This window comes from Prevotella sp. P6B1, assembly GCF_000702825.1.
GTDB lineage: Bacteria > Bacteroidota > Bacteroidia > Bacteroidales > Bacteroidaceae > Prevotella.
Genome location: NZ_JNKF01000010.1, coordinates 303950 through 319666 on the forward strand (window position 1 = coordinate 303950; position 15717 = coordinate 319666).

Annotated in this window: 15 protein-coding genes; 4 read left to right on the forward strand and 11 right to left on the reverse strand. The window is 47.9% G+C overall.

Features of this window, described 5'->3' with window-relative positions; translation table 11 throughout:
- The 4 genes from argS to T495_RS0102280 all read right to left on the reverse strand — a co-directional run bounded on the left by argS (position 1) and on the right by T495_RS0102280 (position 5748).
- Positions 1-1785: an arginine--tRNA ligase gene (gene argS, locus T495_RS0102265; RefSeq protein ID WP_028902719.1), complete on the reverse strand. Its 1785-nt coding sequence runs from the start codon at positions 1783-1785 to the stop codon at positions 1-3.
- Positions 1786-1856: 71 nt separating this feature from the next.
- Positions 1857-3284: a sodium:alanine symporter family protein gene (locus T495_RS0102270; RefSeq protein WP_033147431.1), complete on the reverse strand. Its 1428-nt coding sequence runs from the start codon at positions 3282-3284 to the stop codon at positions 1857-1859.
- A 5-nt stretch (positions 3285-3289) separates the two neighbouring features.
- Positions 3290-4234 carry a DUF3089 domain-containing protein gene (locus tag T495_RS0102275; protein WP_033147432.1) on the reverse strand — a complete coding sequence of 315 codons (945 nt, stop codon included), beginning with the start codon at positions 4232-4234 and terminating at the stop codon, positions 3290-3292.
- Positions 4234-5748, reverse strand: a complete 1515-nt coding sequence (locus tag T495_RS0102280) for an SLC13 family permease (protein WP_028902716.1) — start codon at positions 5746-5748, stop codon at positions 4234-4236. The genes T495_RS0102275 and T495_RS0102280 overlap by 1 nt, the downstream gene beginning before the upstream one ends.
- 131 nt (positions 5749-5879) lie before the next feature.
- Here T495_RS0102280 and T495_RS0102285 point away from each other — a divergent pair, with 131 nt between their 5' ends.
- A complete protein-coding gene (locus T495_RS0102285; protein ID WP_028902715.1) occupies positions 5880-6776 on the forward strand; it encodes a DMT family transporter in 897 nt (298 codons plus the stop codon).
- Here T495_RS0102285 and bcp read toward each other — a convergent pair.
- Positions 6765-7217 carry a thioredoxin-dependent thiol peroxidase gene (gene bcp / locus T495_RS0102290; RefSeq protein ID WP_033147433.1) on the reverse strand — a complete coding sequence of 151 codons (453 nt, stop codon included), beginning with the start codon at positions 7215-7217 and terminating at the stop codon, positions 6765-6767. The two genes, T495_RS0102285 and bcp, sit on opposite strands and share 12 nt — an antisense overlap.
- A gap of 206 nt (positions 7218-7423) precedes the next feature.
- Between bcp and T495_RS16010 the strand changes: the two genes are divergently transcribed.
- Entirely contained in the window at positions 7424-8059 is a 636-nt protein-coding gene (locus T495_RS16010) for a hypothetical protein (protein ID WP_033147434.1), read from the forward strand.
- Between the two features lie 105 nt (positions 8060-8164).
- On the opposite strand, the gene T495_RS0102300 is transcribed toward T495_RS16010, so the two are convergent.
- The 4 genes from T495_RS0102300 to T495_RS0102315 all read right to left on the reverse strand — a co-directional run bounded on the left by T495_RS0102300 (position 8165) and on the right by T495_RS0102315 (position 12367).
- Complete coding sequence (locus tag T495_RS0102300; protein WP_028902712.1) at positions 8165-8800, reverse strand: AAA family ATPase; 636 nt, start codon at positions 8798-8800, stop codon at positions 8165-8167.
- A 79-nt stretch (positions 8801-8879) separates the two neighbouring features.
- Entirely contained in the window at positions 8880-9638 is a 759-nt protein-coding gene (locus tag T495_RS0102305; RefSeq protein ID WP_028902711.1) for a succinate dehydrogenase/fumarate reductase iron-sulfur subunit, read from the reverse strand.
- 16 nt (positions 9639-9654) lie between these two features.
- The gene (locus T495_RS0102310) at positions 9655-11634 is read right to left on the reverse strand and encodes a fumarate reductase/succinate dehydrogenase flavoprotein subunit (RefSeq protein WP_028902710.1); all 1980 of its coding nucleotides are present in this window, start codon (positions 11632-11634) and stop codon (positions 9655-9657) included.
- A gap of 43 nt (positions 11635-11677) precedes the next feature.
- On the reverse strand, positions 11678-12367 hold the full coding sequence (locus tag T495_RS0102315) for a fumarate reductase (RefSeq protein WP_033147435.1): 690 nt from the start codon (positions 12365-12367) through the stop codon (positions 11678-11680).
- 209 nt (positions 12368-12576) lie between these two features.
- Here T495_RS0102315 and T495_RS0102320 point away from each other — a divergent pair, with 209 nt between their 5' ends.
- Both T495_RS0102320 and T495_RS0102325 read left to right on the forward strand, forming a co-directional pair.
- Positions 12577-13056, forward strand: coding sequence for an RNA polymerase sigma factor (locus tag T495_RS0102320; protein ID WP_028902708.1), 480 nt, complete (start codon positions 12577-12579; stop codon positions 13054-13056).
- A 42-nt stretch (positions 13057-13098) separates the two neighbouring features.
- Positions 13099-13659 carry a hypothetical protein gene (locus T495_RS0102325; RefSeq protein WP_155993396.1) on the forward strand — a complete coding sequence of 187 codons (561 nt, stop codon included), beginning with the start codon at positions 13099-13101 and terminating at the stop codon, positions 13657-13659.
- Here the strand turns inward: T495_RS0102325 and T495_RS0102330 are convergent.
- Both T495_RS0102330 and T495_RS0102335 read right to left on the reverse strand, forming a co-directional pair.
- Positions 13640-15034, reverse strand: coding sequence for a nucleoside hydrolase-like domain-containing protein (locus T495_RS0102330; RefSeq protein ID WP_033147437.1), 1395 nt, complete (start codon positions 15032-15034; stop codon positions 13640-13642). The two genes, T495_RS0102325 and T495_RS0102330, sit on opposite strands and share 20 nt — an antisense overlap.
- A 6-nt stretch (positions 15035-15040) precedes the next feature.
- A complete protein-coding gene (locus T495_RS0102335) occupies positions 15041-15676 on the reverse strand; it encodes a lactate utilization protein (protein ID WP_033147438.1) in 636 nt (211 codons plus the stop codon).
- Positions 15677-15717 lie beyond the last annotated feature (41 nt).

Below are 15717 nucleotides of genomic sequence, written 5' to 3' on the forward strand. Positions count from 1 at the left end.
TTACATACGCTCAGGCACCTCAATACCCAGCAGACTCATACCATTCTTGATAATCTTGGCCACATTCTTAGCCAGCATCAGACGTACAGCCTTCTTCTGCTCATCGGGTTCGTTCAGAATGCTGTAATCGTGATAGAACTGATTGAACACCTTGGTAAGCTCATAGCAGTAGTTAGCGATACCGCTTGGCGAATAATCCTTACCAGCCTGCTCTACAGCGGCACCAAACTCGTTCATCTTCTGAACCAACTCTACTTCCTTCTCAGCCAGATCTACCTGAGCATTAGCAGGCTTCAAACCCTCAGCCTCGGCCTTACGCAGGATAGAACGGATACGAGCATAGGTGTACTGGATGAAAGGACCGGTATTACCGTTGAAATCGATACTTTCCTCAGGGTTGAACAGCATGTTCTTACGTGCATCAACCTTCAGGATAAAGTACTTCAGGGCACCCATACCTACCACGCGGGCAATCTCACGGCGCTCCTCTTCGGTCATATCATCGAATTTACCCAGTTCCATCGAGGTCTTGTAGGCATCCTCAACCATCAATGCCATCAGATCGTCGGCATCAACAACCGTTCCCTCACGACTCTTCATCTTACCGTTTGGCAACTCTACCATACCGTAAGAGAAGTGTGTAAGTTCCTTACCCCACTTGAATCCAAGACGGTCAAGCAGGATAGAGAGTACCTGGAAGTGATAGTTCTGCTCGTTACCTACCACGTATATCATCTTATCAATAGGATAATCCTTGAAACGCATCTCGGCAGTACCGATGTCCTGAGTCATATAAACGCTGGTTCCATCGCTACGCAGCAACAGCTTCTGGTCGAGACCTTCATTAGTCAGGTCGGCCCATACTGAGTTGTCCTCATGGCGCTCGAAGAGTCCTTTTGCAAGTCCCTCTTCTACCTTAGCCTTACCTTTCAGATAGGTCTGGCTCTCGTAGTATATCTTATCGAACGATACACCCATCTTCTTATAGGTCTCGTCGAAACCGGCATATACCCAGTTATTCATCTTCTCCCACAAGGCGCGTACCTCAGGATCGTTGTTCTCCCATTTAACCAGCATCTCGTGAGCCTCTTTAATCAGTGGAGCCTCCTGCTTAGCCTTCTCCTCGTCCATGCCCTGGGCTACGAGTTCCTTCACCTCCTCGCGATAGTGCTTATCGAAAGCTACGTAGTAGTCGCCAATCAGGTGGTCGCCCTTCTTGCCCGATGTCTCAGGAGTCTCGCCGTTGCCGTACTTCAACCAAGCCAGCATCGACTTACAGATATGAATACCACGGTCGTTCACGATATTGGTCTTCACCACCTTGTTGCCGTTAGCCTCCATAATCTGTGCCAAGCTCCAACCCAGCAGGTTGTTACGTACATGACCAAGATGCAATGGCTTATTTGTGTTAGGTGAAGAATATTCAATCATGACAAGTGGTGACTCTTCTGTAACCTGTTTCATGCCAAAGCGCTCATCCTTATCGATAGACTCGAGCAACTGTAACCAAGCCCCATCACCTACACTCAGGTTCAGAAAGCCCTTTACTACATTAAATTTCTCTACAGCAGCACAGTTGGCAACCAGATATTCGCCAATCTCCTGTGCAGTCTGCTCAGGACTCTTCTTAGCGGCCTTTACAAAGGGGAAAACCACCAGAGTCAGGTTACCTTCAAACTCACTTCTTGTCTTCTGCAACTGCAGCATTTTCTCTGTGGCATCCATGCCATAGAGGGCCTTAACAGCCTCTCCTGCAGCTTTGCTGATTAATGCTTCAATATTCATATCTTTCGAATTTTGGGTGCAAAGATACGAATAAGCGAGCGAAAAACCAAATTTATTTGCAAAAAATGTTTTTATTCCCAACACTCTAATTCGTGTTCCAACTCAGGTATCTGACTGCGATGGAAGGTTGGCTCCTTTATACCTTGCCGTTTCTGCTTTCGATAGTCTTCGAGCAGACGGAAAGCATAACGTCCCAGTAGCACAATGGCTATCAAGTTGCAAGCCGTAAGAAAGGCCATGAAGAAATCGACAATATTCCAAACTAATTCGAAACTTGCCATTGCTCCGAAAATAACCATTACACCTGCCGAGCAGACACGATAAGTAGTCATCACCAACGAATTAGACGTTATAAAGCGGATATTAGCCTCACCATAGTAATAGTTTCCTATAATGCTTGAAAAGGCAAAGAGGAAGATGGCAATGGCAACAAACACTGGACCAGAGGCTCCTACCTCGCTTTGCAAAGCAGATTGAGTCAAGGCAATACCATTCAACTCAGGCATCTGATACAGTCCACTAATCAAGATAATAAAAGCTGTGCATGAACATACTAACAAGGTATCCGTAAACACCCCTAAAGCCTGAATCAGTCCCTGTTTCACAGGATGCGATACCGCAGCTGTTGCCGCCACGTTAGGCGCACTACCCTCGCCCGCCTCGTTCGAGAACAGACCACGTTTCACACCATTCATAATCGTAGCACCAATACCACCTCCAGCAATCTGATGGATACCAAACGCATCAGTCACAATCACCTTGAACACATGAGGAATATGCTCTATGTTCATCGCGATAATCACGATAGCCAAGACAACATAGCCAATAGCCATTACAGGAACCAATACCGCGCTGACATGAGCAATACGCTGGATACCGCCAAACACGATAAAGAGTCCCAAAGCAGCTAACACAGCACCTACCCACATAGGATTCCACCCAAAGGCCTCCTGCATGGCGCCACAGATGGTGTTAGCCTGGATGGAGTTGTTAGAGAGTCCGAACTGCAGGGTAATGAGTACCGCAAATGTAATAGCCATCCACCGCTGATGCAGACCGCGCTGGATATAATAAGCTGGACCACCGATAAACGAGTCCTTGTGTTTTTGTTTGAACAACTGTGCCAATGTAGACTCCACAAATGCCGTTGCCGAACCTATTAATGCGATAATCCACATCCAGAACACAGCACCGGGACCTCCGATAGCAATGGCCGAGGCCACACCCGCTAAGTTACCTGTTCCCACACGCGTGGCCACACTCACGGCAAAAGCCTGAAAAGAAGAAATATGCTTACGTTTGCTTTCCGGACCTTGATTTTTTACTTGTTCACCTACGGTATCCACCGCCGAATCAGTAAGCAACCTGAGCATCTCGCCCACCATACGGAACTGCACAAAGCGTGTTCTAATAGTAAACCACACGCCACAGCCTACCAGCGCGGCAATCAGCACATAGCCCCATACGGCATCATTAATCTGAGTTATAAGTTCGTTCATATGATTTAGTTTTTGCGCCAAGCATTAGTCCTCACGCTGATATTCTTTGCTAAACATTCACTATAAAGCCATGGTTCACAACTATGGATATCGCCTACATTGATAAGATCCTTGTAGGCAGGATATTCTGAGCCGCTATAGCCCTTAACCACCAGCACGTGGTGCTGAGGTGAGAGAGTAACGGTAATGGAATCGTGAAGAACGGCAGGCGTATCATCAGTACGCCAGTTTACAGGATTGATTCCCATACACGTGGCAGCAATTACAGGTTTTATATATTTCACATCCTTCACAGTATTGTAGCAGATGGTAACACCTGTATCTGCCTCACCTTGCGCAGCTTTGATATGCTTGGTCTGCAACGTATCTTCTGGTGTTACTTTATAGCCTAACACGTAGGCAGCAGCCAACTGGCTATAGGTATCATCATCGATGTGCTTCAATAGTTCAACCACAGCCATACCGCCCTGACTGAAGCCTACAATAATAAGTGGACGCGACTTGTCACGCTGAGCCTGAAAATGATCGAAAGCCCTGCAGACATCATCCATAGCCAGACGGGTACGATTTCGGATAGTATCATCATTCAGAGTCAGGAAGGCATCAATGGTTGTGTGCCGATAAAAGGGAGCATAGAAGCGATTACCAGGCGACATATATGCAGCAGCCCTTTTGATTTCCAATTCACCCATATGTTCACGATGCGTAGGGTTATACACATCGGCATAATGACAAAGGCGCCCATCTTCTGTTGTCCAGTCCTCCTCCCAAGTGGATACGACATAAAAGATATCGGCACCTGCGCCGATGCTGTCACTATTAACAGTCACCCACATCGTAGCATCGTTATAATCAGGAGCCTTAGGGATAAAAACCTCCTTCCCGCTCTTACAAGATACGCCACAAATGATCAGACCAGTAATCAGTAACCAGATTTTTGTTAGTTTCATTATTGTAGTGGTGTTAATGGATAGACAATGTTCACAATGAAGATATTGGCTGCAAGGATAATCAAGTTCATCAACAAACCAATACGCATGAAATCGCTGAATCGGTAGCCACCCGGACCATACACCAGCATGTGTGTAGGCGATCCGATAGGTGTGGCAAAGCTACTGCTCACGCTTACCATCAGGGCTATCAGGAATGGGTATGGCTCGTAGCCCAACTTCTCGGCTGCCTCGTACATAATGGGGAAGAACATGGCACCTGCGGCTGTGTTAGAGATGAACTCCGTGATAAAAGTGCCCACAAAGCAGATGGCTGTCATCACCACTATCGGGTTGGTACCACACACATCCAGAATACCCATGGCCAGGCGCTCGGCAATACCCGTTTTCTGGATAGCCAGTCCCAGCACCACGCTACCGGCAAACACCATCAAAATATCCCAGTTAATGGCGCGCATGGCCTGATCGGGGGTACAGCAATGCAGTATCATCATGGCAGCGGCGGCAATAAAGGCACAATGCAGCAGCGGCATAACGCCTAAGGCCGATACGGTAACCATCGCTATCATGACAAGCGCCGATATCAGCGTTTTGCTACCCACGTTAATCACCTCGTCGCCAACCTGCAAGCCGCGTTCCTGAGCCAACTGCAGTATATCTTTAATCTGTCCGGCGTATGTCAGATGGTCGCCTCCCATTACAAACTCGTCCTTGCTCAGCGCCACAGGCACATTATCAAAGTGGCGGATCCTGATCAGTCGGCCACCCTTCACGCCGTACAAACCAGCATAGTCTAATGTCTCGCCAATAAACTTGTTGTTTGATGGCACCAGCAGCTCTACGGTATATTCGGCAGTATCCTCAAAGTCCGATTCGGGTGCTTTCCTATCGGGTAGCAGCTTGCGCATGGCAATAATGCTCAGCACACCTACAAGCAAACAGAACAAGCCTGGTATCGTGGTAGCCAACACGTTCATAGCGCTGCCAGTCTTATCGGCATAAAGTCCGCTGATAATCAGGTTTGGTGGTGTACCAATCAGCGTACACACACCACCCATGCCTGAGGCGTAGCTCAGGGGAATGAGCAGCTTTGAGGGCGCGATGCCCAACTTTTTCGACCATATCTTCACGATGCCTACAAACATGGCCACCACCGTGGTATTGCTTAGAAACGAACTCAGTCCGGCCACTGGCAGCATCAGTCGTACCACGGCCTTGCCGTAGCTGTTAGGCTGTCCTAATAGGTTCTTAACTATCCATTGTAGCACGCCGGTATAGGTAAGCCCGGCTACTACTACGAACAACACACCGATAACCACTACCGACGAAGAACTAAAGCCCGAAAACGCCTCTTTAGCGTCGAGCACGCCTGTTACAAGAAGTATGGCTATAGCAGCCAAGAATACCACATCAGAACGCAGTTTGGTTAGTAGCAGAGTAGTAAACATACCCAGCACTGTAATAATAGTAATCCAAGCTTGGAGGTTAAAACCCCACAACAGTTCTGTTTCCATGATTAGTCAGATATGTTTAACAATATGCGGACAAAGGTACGTTTTTTCACCGAAAAGTGCAAGCATATATTGCTTTTTTTTGCTAATTATGAGAAAATAGTTGTATCTTTGCACCCACAAAAATACTTGATATGAAGCGATTCCTACCTCATCTTATAGCATTTGTAGTGGTGGCCATCTGGGGCGTCACGTTTGTGTGCACAAAGCTATTGTTGCTGGGCGGACTAACTGCTGCCCAGATATTCATTCTGCGATTTATCATCGCCTACTTACTATTATTAGGCTACAGCCTGTCAAAGGGTATCCATTGGCTCAGCAACAGTTGGCGCGACGAACTCAACATGATGGCATTAGGTGTATTTGGCGGATCGCTCTACTTCCTGACCGAGAATAGCGCCATGAACTACACCACAACCACCAATACCAGCATCATCGTGAGTCTGTGCCCGCTGTTTGCATCTGCCATTATCGGCGGTTTCTATAAAACCGAGCGCCTTAATCGCTGGCAATCTTTTGGCACCGTTATGGCAGCATTGGGTGTTATCATGGTGGTGATGAACGGTCATTTTGTGCTCCACCTCTCGCCTTTGGGCGATATGCTGGCCCTTGGTGCCTGCATGAGCTGGGCGTTCTACAGCTTGCTGATTATCCCCGTCAGCAAACGTTACACCACGGTGTTCATTACCCGCAAGGTGTTCTTTTACGGTCTGCTGTCCATGATACCATATATCATCCTGCATCCCGACCTCAACATCCAGGTGATCATCAACAAGCCCCTGTTGTTAGGCAATCTGCTGTTCTTAGGTTGTGTAGCCTCCATGCTCTGTTACGTGGCATGGAACTGGGCACTTAAGCGTTTAGGCGCTGTGGTGGCCACCAACTACGTGTATCTTAATCCCGTTACCACCATCGTGTTTGCCTGGATGGTTCTTAACGAGCAAATCACCACCTGGTTCATCATCGGCACCGCACTTATTCTGTACGGCATGTATCTGGTAAACACCAAGCGCCCCAAGCTATCGGCTTAGTATCTGCTCAGCGTGCTCCTTGGTTTTCACCTGCTTGCCGGCAAATATCTGCTCTATCACGCCCTCCTCGTTGATAATAAAGGTGGTGCGTATGGTACCCTCGGTTTTCTTGCCGTACATCACCTTCTCGCCCCAGGCACCCATCGCCTGTAGCAGTTCCTTATTCACATCCGCTATCAGCGGGAAAGGCAGTTCGTGCTTCTCCTTGAATTTTACGTGCGATGCAGCCGAGTCCTTACTCACGCCCACCACCTCGTAGCCAGCCCCTTGCAGCTCGTTGTAATGGTCGCGCAGACTGCAAGCCTCAGCCGTACAGCCGCTGGTATTATCCTTCGGATAGAAATACAGCACCAACTTTCGTCCACGATAATCACTCAAACGGATATCCCGTCCCTGTTCATCCTTGCCCAGAATCTCGGGCGCCTTGTCACCAATGTTCATAATTATAATGTTTTAGATCGTTGCTGCAAAGATACACAATTTTGTTTGATTGTTGAATAAATTTTTGGTTCTTTAAAATAAAAAGATTATCTTTGCAGAAAATTTCAATTGCAAAGTTTGGGATGTACATTGCAAAGTCTGGAATGCAAGTTGCAAAGTTTGGAATATAGATTTCAAAGTGTGAAACGAAAAAAGTAAAGAATAGTATGGCAAATTACGTAATCAAGGAAATGCCCGAGGGTATGGGCAACGGCAAAAAAGGAAGAATCTTCCCCAAGATGCAGGTCTATACGGAGTTCGACTACGAAAAGGTGGTAGAACTTATTCACACCAACTCGCCAGCTTTCAGCCAGGCGACGATTCGTGGCGTACTCGACACATTAGGAGTTGTCATGAAGAACTATCTTCCAATGGGGCACACGATGAAAATCGACAATCTGGGCGTCTTCTCGCTCGCCCTCGAATTTGCCGATGAAAAGGCAGAAACAGGCACCCAGCAGAATGCATCGGAGCCAAAGACTAAGTATCGCCACGTGAAAGTGAAGGGTGTGAATTTCAAGGTAGACAAGAAGCTGATTAAGGCCATCAACAAGGAGAACTCCTTCGAACGCATCGCCAGCAATCCATCGCCCCGTTCTCCCTATTCCCTCGAAGAGCGCCAGCAACGCGCCCTGCAGCATATCGACAAGCACGGTTTCATCACCCTCCAGGAATACGCCAACCTCAGCCGCCTCAGCTACAGCACAGCCTCCAGAGAACTCTCCAGACTTGTTGCCGATCCCAATTCTGGCATCAAAGCCAAAGGCGCCGGCTCGCACAAAGTCTGGGTGAGAAATATATAGAGCTAAAGAAAAGAATAGCGCCGCAGAGAAGAAATCTGCGGCGCTATTACTATATAAGGTGTAATCCTTGAGCAGTTAGCTCGACCTTATCTCATTAGAGGCACGTCAGCCTATATACGTTAATATAACATTGGCAGCCTCCTCCTCGGTTTTGCCATCCATTCTGATAACCAGATCGTAGTTACGGGTGTCGTAGCGCGAGGTGTGGGCGTTGTTTCGCATATACTCCTCTCGCGTCTCGTCAACCATCTCGATAGCCTTCTTGGCCTCCTTCTCGCTAAGTCCCTGCTTAGCCATGACACGCTGCACGCGATGCTCCATAGAGGCCTGGATGAGAATGCTGAGATGATTGGGATTCTCGTTCATAGCGAAGAAAGCCGAACGACCAGCGATGACACACGACTCCTCGCTTGCAATGTTTTGCAAGATCTCTCTTTCGGCCTTTAACACGGCCTCGGAGGTTATATAGCGATTATTTTCCTCGTCGTAATACTCAGCGGAGTTGGCAGCTCCTTCGCCAAGAGCCAGCACACGCTTAATCTCTTCCCACCAGCTTCGGTTGTTACCTTTCAGCTTTTCTATCTCAGTATGCGTGATGGCGAATTTCTCTTCCAAAGCCTTGGTAAGCACCTTGTCGTAGTATGGCACGCCCAGCTTTTCAGCTAATATGCGCCCAACGGTACGACCGCCGCTACCCAACTCGCGATTGATAGTGATTACAAATTTCTCGTTTTTTTTCATAATATCTATAGTTTTATTCCATAATATAAAAGAGGTAGTGGGGATTTCACAATCGCCCACTACCTAATAATAGAGTATTTTAGTCGGCAAGCTTTGCCTTGATCATCTCGCGGTTCAGGCGAGCGATGTTAGCAATGGTCTCGTTCTTAGGACAAACAGCCTCGCAGGCGCGGGTGTTAGTACAGTTACCGAAACCAAGCTCGTCCATCTTAGCAATCATGTTCTTCACACGACGGGCAGCCTCTACACGGCCCTGTGGGAGCAGTGCCAGCTGGCTAACTTTAGATGATACGAACAGCATAGCAGAACCATTCTTACAAGCTGCTACACAAGCGCCACAGCCAATGCAAGATGCGCAGTCCATAGCCTCGTCGGCATCCTCCTTAGGAATCAGGATAGCGTTGGCATCCTGAGCCTGACCAGTACGGATAGTGGTGTAACCGCCAGCCTGGATAATCTTATCGAAGGCGTTACGATCAACCATACAGTCCTTAATTACGGGGAAGGCAGCCGAGCGCCAAGGCTCTACAGTAATTACGTCGCCATCGTTGAAACGGCGCATGTAGAGCTGACAGGTGGTAGCACCACGCTCGGTGAGTCCGTGAGGAGTTCCGTTGATATAGAGCGAGCACATACCGCAGATACCCTCGCGGCAGTCGTGATCGAATACGAAGGGCTCCTTGCCTTCGTTGATGAGCTCCTCGTTCAGGATATCGAGCATCTCGAGGAACGAGGTATCATCGGGAATATCGTGCATCTCGTGGGTGTCGAAATGTCCCTGGTCCTTGGGGCCGTTCTGGCGCCAGAACTTGATTGTGAATGAAATATTTCTTGCCATAATTACAATTCCTTACTTAGTTCTTATAGTTACGTGTCTGTACCTTGATTGCCTCGTACTCCAGTGGCTCCTTAATGAGCTCAGGCTCGTTGCCCTTGCCTTTGTACTCCCAGCAGCCTACATAGAAGTAGTTCTCGTCGTCGCGCTTAGCCTCGCCTTCCTCGGTCTGATACTCCTCGCGGAAGTGACCACCGCAAGACTCGTTACGAGAGAGAGCGTCGAAAGCTACAAGCTGACCCATGGTGAAGAAGTCGCGCAGGTGGATAGCCTTGTCGAGCTCGATGTTCAAGCCCTCCTTGGTGCCAGGAACGAACAGGTTAGAGTCGAACTCCTTCTCAAGCTCGTGCATCTTCTTCAGACCTTCCTTCAGGCCCTCAGCGGTGCGACCCATACCTACATACTCCCACATGATGTGACCCAGCTCCTTGTGGATAGAGTCAACAGAGCGCTTACCCTTGATGTTCAACAGGCGATCCTGCTCGGCATCAACCTTCTTCTCAGCCTCCTCGAACTCAGGCAGATCGGTAGAAACCTTTGGCCATACAGCCTGATCAGCCAGATAGTTCTGGATAGTGTAAGGCAGAACGAAGTAACCATCGGCCAGACCCTGCATCAGAGCCGAAGCACCCAGACGGTTAGCACCGTGGTCAGAGAAGTTACACTCACCAATAGCGAACAGACCAGGAATAGAAGTCTGCAGCTCGTAGTCAACCCAGATACCACCCATGGTGTAGTGGATAGCAGGATAAATCATCATTGGCTTGTAGTACTTAACGCCGTTGATCTCGTTAGCTACATCGCCAGGGAATACGTCGGTAATCTCCTCGTACATCTCGAACAGGTTACCATAACGCTGCATAATGATATCGATACCCAAACGGTTGATTGACTCAGAGAAATCGAGGAACACAGCCAGACCAGTGTTGTTAACACCAAAGCCCTTATCGCAACGCTCCTTAGCTGCACGGCTGGCAACGTCGCGTGGTACGAGGTTTCCGAATGCAGGATAACGGCGCTCCAGATAGTAGTCGCGATCCTCCTCAGGAATCTCCCAACCCTGCTTGGTTCCTGCCTGAAGAGCCTTAGCATCCTCGAGCTTCTTTGGAACCCAGATACGACCATCGTTACGCAGCGACTCTGACATCAGAGTAAGCTTTGACTGCTTGTCGCCGTGAACGGGGATACATGTTGGGTGAATCTGAACGTATGATGGATTTGCAAAGTAAGCACCCTTGCGATAGCACTGAACAGCAGCGGTACAGTTACAACCCATAGCGTTGGTAGAGAGGAAGTAAGTGTTACCGTAACCACCAGTAGCGATAACTACAGCATTAGCTGAGAAACGCTCCAGCTTACCAGTAACCAGGTTCTTAGCGATGATACCACGAGCGCGGCCATCAACGATTACTACATCCTCCATCTCGTAACGAGTATAGAGCTTAACCTTACCAGCGTTAACCTGGCAGCTCAGTGAGCTGTAAGCACCAAGCAGCAGCTGCTGACCGGTCTGACCCTTAGCGTAGAATGTACGGCTTACCTGAGCACCACCGAACGAACGGTTAGCCAGCATACCACCGTACTCACGAGCGAAAGGAACGCCCTGAGCAACGCACTGGTCGATAATATTATTTGAAACCTCAGCCAAACGATAAACGTTAGCTTCGCGGGCACGATAGTCGCCACCCTTTACTGTATCATAGAACAAACGGTAGATAGAGTCACCATCGTTCTGGTAGCACTTAGCGGCGTTGATACCACCCTGAGCTGCGATAGAGTGAGCACGACGTGGAGAATCCTGAATACACAGGTTGATAACATTGAAGCCCATCTCGCCAAGCGAAGCAGCTGCAGAAGCACCAGCCAAACCGGTACCTACTACGATAACATCGAGCTTCAGCTTATTCTTTGGGTTAACCAAACGCTGGTGAGCCTTATATTCCTTCCATTTCTCAGGCACTGGTCCTGCGGGAATCTTAGAATCAATTACTTTTGCCATAATCTTTCGTAAAGTTTAAAAATTAAAAGATTAAAAAATTAAATTAGCAGCAGCCAAGGCTAGGAGCGCAACCAAATGCGAAAGCCAGAACTACTACCAGGAACATAAGCATGAGCACAGTAACGTAAATGTTACCAATGCACATCCAGCGCTTGAGCCAGATCTTACCGCTGACACCCAGAGTCTGCATAGCACTCCAGAAACCGTGTGAGAGGTGGAACCAGATAGCTACAAGCCATACGATGTAGATAACTACGAATACAGGATTTGAGAATGTTTCCTTAATCCAGCCGAAACCATCTGTAGGACTGATGGCAGGCATAGCGCCTACGAGCTCGGCAAACATCATGTTGTACCAGAAGTTCCACAGGTGGATGAGCAAGCCAACGCAGATGATGAGACCCAGAACGAGCATGTTCTTTGAAGCCCACTCTACCTTGCCGGCCTTAACCTCTGTAGCTACCTCGTAGCGGCTCTCGCCGCGAGCGGTACGGTTCTGCGCAGTCAGGATGAATGCGTACACAATGTGAAGAACTGCCAAGGCAGCCAGACCCATGGTTGCTACAACAGCATACCAGTTGGCACCCAGGAATTCGCAAATCATGTTGTAACCCTCTTCCGAGAATAGCGCTACCATGTTCATGCAACCATGAAAGGTCAGGAACAGAATAAGCGCAATACCCGTAACGGACATTACAACTTTTCTACCAATTGATGAATTGAATAACCACATAAGTTGTTGAGTTTTAATGAATTATTGAATGTTATATACTTACTTGTTAGTACGTGCTCACACGATTAGGGGACAAAGATAGCTAAAAATTGTGAGATGAGCAAGTGTTTTCTTGAAAAAATACGTATTTTTAGTAATTTGTGCTCTTTTCGTGTAGTTTTTCGTATCTTTGCTGCGTCAAATGGGTGTAAATTCAAGACAGAACGACAATGAATGCATTAGAAAAGCAATTTTCAAAAACCGTAGCTGAACACAAGAGCACCATCTACACTGTGTGTTACATGTTCTCGCAAGATGCAGACGAGGTAAACGACCTCTTCCAGGAAGTACTAGTGAATCTGTGGAAGGGCTTCGAAAGTTTCGAGCATCGCAGCGACATTAAGACGTGGATTTATCGCGTCGCCTTAAATACCTGCATATCCATAGACAGGAAAAAGCGACGTACGGCCACAGCCCGACTAAGCATGGACATAAACTTGTTTGAAGATCGCGACGAGGACACACGTCAGGTAGACATGCTCCACAAACGTATTTCTAAGTTGCAACCCTTCGATCGTGCCATTGTCCTACTATGGCTTGAAAACCTCAGCTATGAGGAAATCGGACAGATAGTAGGTATCAGCACTAAGAATGTCAGCGTCCGCCTGTTTAGAATCAGAGAGCAGTTAAAAAACATGTCAAACAATTAAAAGCACCCCATTATGAACAACGAGAACTTTGAATTAGAAAATATGCGTAAACAAATGAACACGCTAAAGAACAAGTTGGAAAAGCAGGCTATTGTTAACGACCGTTTCATCCGTCAGTCTATGAACAGGACTGCAGATAAGATCAGCCGCCGTTACCGCCTCGTCATGGCTCTGTGTATAGTGATGATTCCGTATACATACCTGGTGTTTATCTCAAATATGGCTCTTCCACTCACCTTCTGGATTGGCACCAGCATCCTGATGCTCACATGCTTTGGCGCAACAATGTACAACTGGCTGAATGTCAGAAATCCTCATATGATGAGTAGCAATCTGGTTGAAGTAAGTCAAAAGATGGCCAATGCCAAGAAGTTCGATGTCAATTGGCTCTACTTTGGCATACCCGCCGCTATCATCTGGTTGGCTTGGTTTACCTGGGAGTTATACCAACAGGACTCAGAGGCTGCACACTATATGATGATTGGCACCATCTGTGGAGCGGCGCTTGGCACTTTCCTCGGATTCAGCATGCATTCCAAAACCCAGCAACAATACCAGAAGATTATCGACACAATAGAGGAGATCACAGCCGATCAACAGTAATGATTACCCGACGATAGGCAACAAGATGGAAGGGACCATCGTCGTGCACTTCACAAATAACATGAATAGTATCGCCTAACGCATCTTCAGGAATGCATACCGTGGCTATCGACTGCTTAGCGTGGTCGATAGTCACTTTTGTTTTGCCTATCTCAGACTGCTGCCACCACAAGAAAGAAAGGCTATCCCCATCAGGGTCACTCGACTTTGAGGCATCAAACCGTACTTTTTCTCCAGCTTTCGCATGAATCACAATTGGCGTTGAGCCTTTGCTATGATTCACTACAACTTGTGGATTATGATTGCCTTGACCTCTATCTGCCCACTGCATACGAGCCATAAAATCGTTGATTTCATCGGGATAGAAACGTTTTTTATAATCAACGGATATACTACGGACAGGCTCTTGCCAACTGGTCCAGGCTATCGTAAGCGAATCAGCACAAAGACCTCGCACATGATAGCCAGCCCAACCAGCCTGATGCGGGTCTTCCGGATCAGATAGTCCATGAGGCATAACATAAAGGAAACTTGGGGTATCGCCTTCTACACCCCATTTGTACGTAGGATATTCGCTACCAAGTGCGCCTTTCTGCTGAATATGCTCTTTGTGCAACTGCCAGTTGCGCTTGCCAAGTTCGCATTGTTCCTGCCAAGTGCCTTCGTCCCAAACAAACTGCAGATCATCCTTGAATTCCTGTCTGAGCCACATATGGGAGCTATAAGCACGATTCATCCTCATGCTATACTGCATATCCTGGTCGGTAATGGTATAGATGCGGAACTTACGTACGAACCGCTTCAGGTCTTCCCGACTTCGAGTTTGTTTCACTCGCCAGATGGCTTGAGCCAGCGTGTTAGCGCCACCCCAGGCAGCTACATAGATGGGGCGTGGGTCATCTTCATCTGCCAAGCGGATCAGGAGCTCGCTTCCTGGTGAGTCATTCCCCTCGCCAATCACCCCGATACCCCCTCGTTCGCTACCCATTACAGCACGGTTTCTCAGATAGTCGGCACTGGGCCAATAGCCGATGGATTGACGCTTTTCTTCCTTTTCAATAGACAAGAACGCCTTCTGATTAGAACGTTTCATCAACTTTGGCACATCCTTACTATAGGCATCGATGACGCGTTGCAGGTATTGAGCCCACTCCTTGGGATAAGGATCACAGTTCCATCCCACCGAGGTTATCAACGCCTCGATTTCAAAAAGATCGGCATAGGACATCAACCTAACCATCGATTCCATATCGTCAGGTTCCACATCTGCCGGAGCAATGTCTGTACATACCACCAATCGTGGCTTCAGGTTCTTTTCTGCTGCCCATCCAGCCACCCAGCAAAAAAGCAGCAATACCAACAGGCTCTTCCTCATGTGTATCTAAAATCCGAAATCCTCACCAACCAGCACCACCACATGCCTGCCACGTGGTGAATTCCTCAGGAAATGCACATAATTGCAAATGCTCTCAGGCGAGTTACAATTATGACAAACGCCATCTACCTGACAAGGTGTCTTAACATCAAATCGGGCTGCATTAATGGGCGCCGCAGTTGAACGAGCACGTGCCAAAGCAGCCTCGACCGTTTGCGTCACTTTATTCAGACCTATAATAAAAATCACCTTCTTTGGGCCCCATGTGATAGCTGCCACACGGTTTCCATTGCCATCGATATTCACAATAACACCATCCTCACTGATAGCATTGGCACTTGAGAGATAGAAATCAGCCGTGAAGGCACGCTCGTAAATCCTCGCAGCCGCCTCAAAGTCGGCCGCCTCATCGCGATCCAACACATCGAGGGTTCCACGACTCTTCAATGCCTGAGGGATGCCCATGTCACGAATAGTCATCGAACCACCCCAGGTAACACTGCTTCCATCGGCAATCAGCTCAGATACTTTGCCTACTGCTTCAATGGCTGTAGGACAATAGAAAGCCTCCATATGGCGACGATTCAGATTCTTTATCAGACGCTCTGCCAGCCGTTCGTTTCTAAGTTCTTTGGGAGTCATATCACTTTTTTATTAATAATCGGTGCAAAAATACAAAAAAA

Coding starts and splice junctions, on each gene's coding strand:
- argS (WP_028902719.1), bottom strand. CDS start 1,785: ATGAATATTGAAGCATTAATCAGCAAAGCTGCAGGAGAGGCTGTTAAG.
- T495_RS0102270 (WP_033147431.1), bottom strand. CDS start 3,284: ATGAACGAACTTATAACTCAGATTAATGATGCCGTATGGGGCTATGTG.
- T495_RS0102275 (WP_033147432.1), bottom strand. CDS start 4,234: ATGAAACTAACAAAAATCTGGTTACTGATTACTGGTCTGATCATTTGT.
- T495_RS0102280 (WP_028902716.1), bottom strand. CDS start 5,748: ATGGAAACAGAACTGTTGTGGGGTTTTAACCTCCAAGCTTGGATTACT.
- T495_RS0102285 (WP_028902715.1), top strand. CDS start 5,880: ATGAAGCGATTCCTACCTCATCTTATAGCATTTGTAGTGGTGGCCATC.
- bcp (WP_033147433.1), bottom strand. CDS start 7,217: ATGAACATTGGTGACAAGGCGCCCGAGATTCTGGGCAAGGATGAACAG.
- T495_RS16010 (WP_033147434.1), top strand. CDS start 7,424: ATGGCAAATTACGTAATCAAGGAAATGCCCGAGGGTATGGGCAACGGC.
- T495_RS0102300 (WP_028902712.1), bottom strand. CDS start 8,800: ATGAAAAAAAACGAGAAATTTGTAATCACTATCAATCGCGAGTTGGGT.
- T495_RS0102305 (WP_028902711.1), bottom strand. CDS start 9,638: ATGGCAAGAAATATTTCATTCACAATCAAGTTCTGGCGCCAGAACGGC.
- T495_RS0102310 (WP_028902710.1), bottom strand. CDS start 11,634: ATGGCAAAAGTAATTGATTCTAAGATTCCCGCAGGACCAGTGCCTGAG.
- T495_RS0102315 (WP_033147435.1), bottom strand. CDS start 12,367: ATGTGGTTATTCAATTCATCAATTGGTAGAAAAGTTGTAATGTCCGTT.
- T495_RS0102320 (WP_028902708.1), top strand. CDS start 12,577: ATGAATGCATTAGAAAAGCAATTTTCAAAAACCGTAGCTGAACACAAG.
- T495_RS0102325 (WP_155993396.1), top strand. CDS start 13,099: ATGCGTAAACAAATGAACACGCTAAAGAACAAGTTGGAAAAGCAGGCT.
- T495_RS0102330 (WP_033147437.1), bottom strand. CDS start 15,034: ATGAGGAAGAGCCTGTTGGTATTGCTGCTTTTTTGCTGGGTGGCTGGA.
- T495_RS0102335 (WP_033147438.1), bottom strand. CDS start 15,676: ATGACTCCCAAAGAACTTAGAAACGAACGGCTGGCAGAGCGTCTGATA.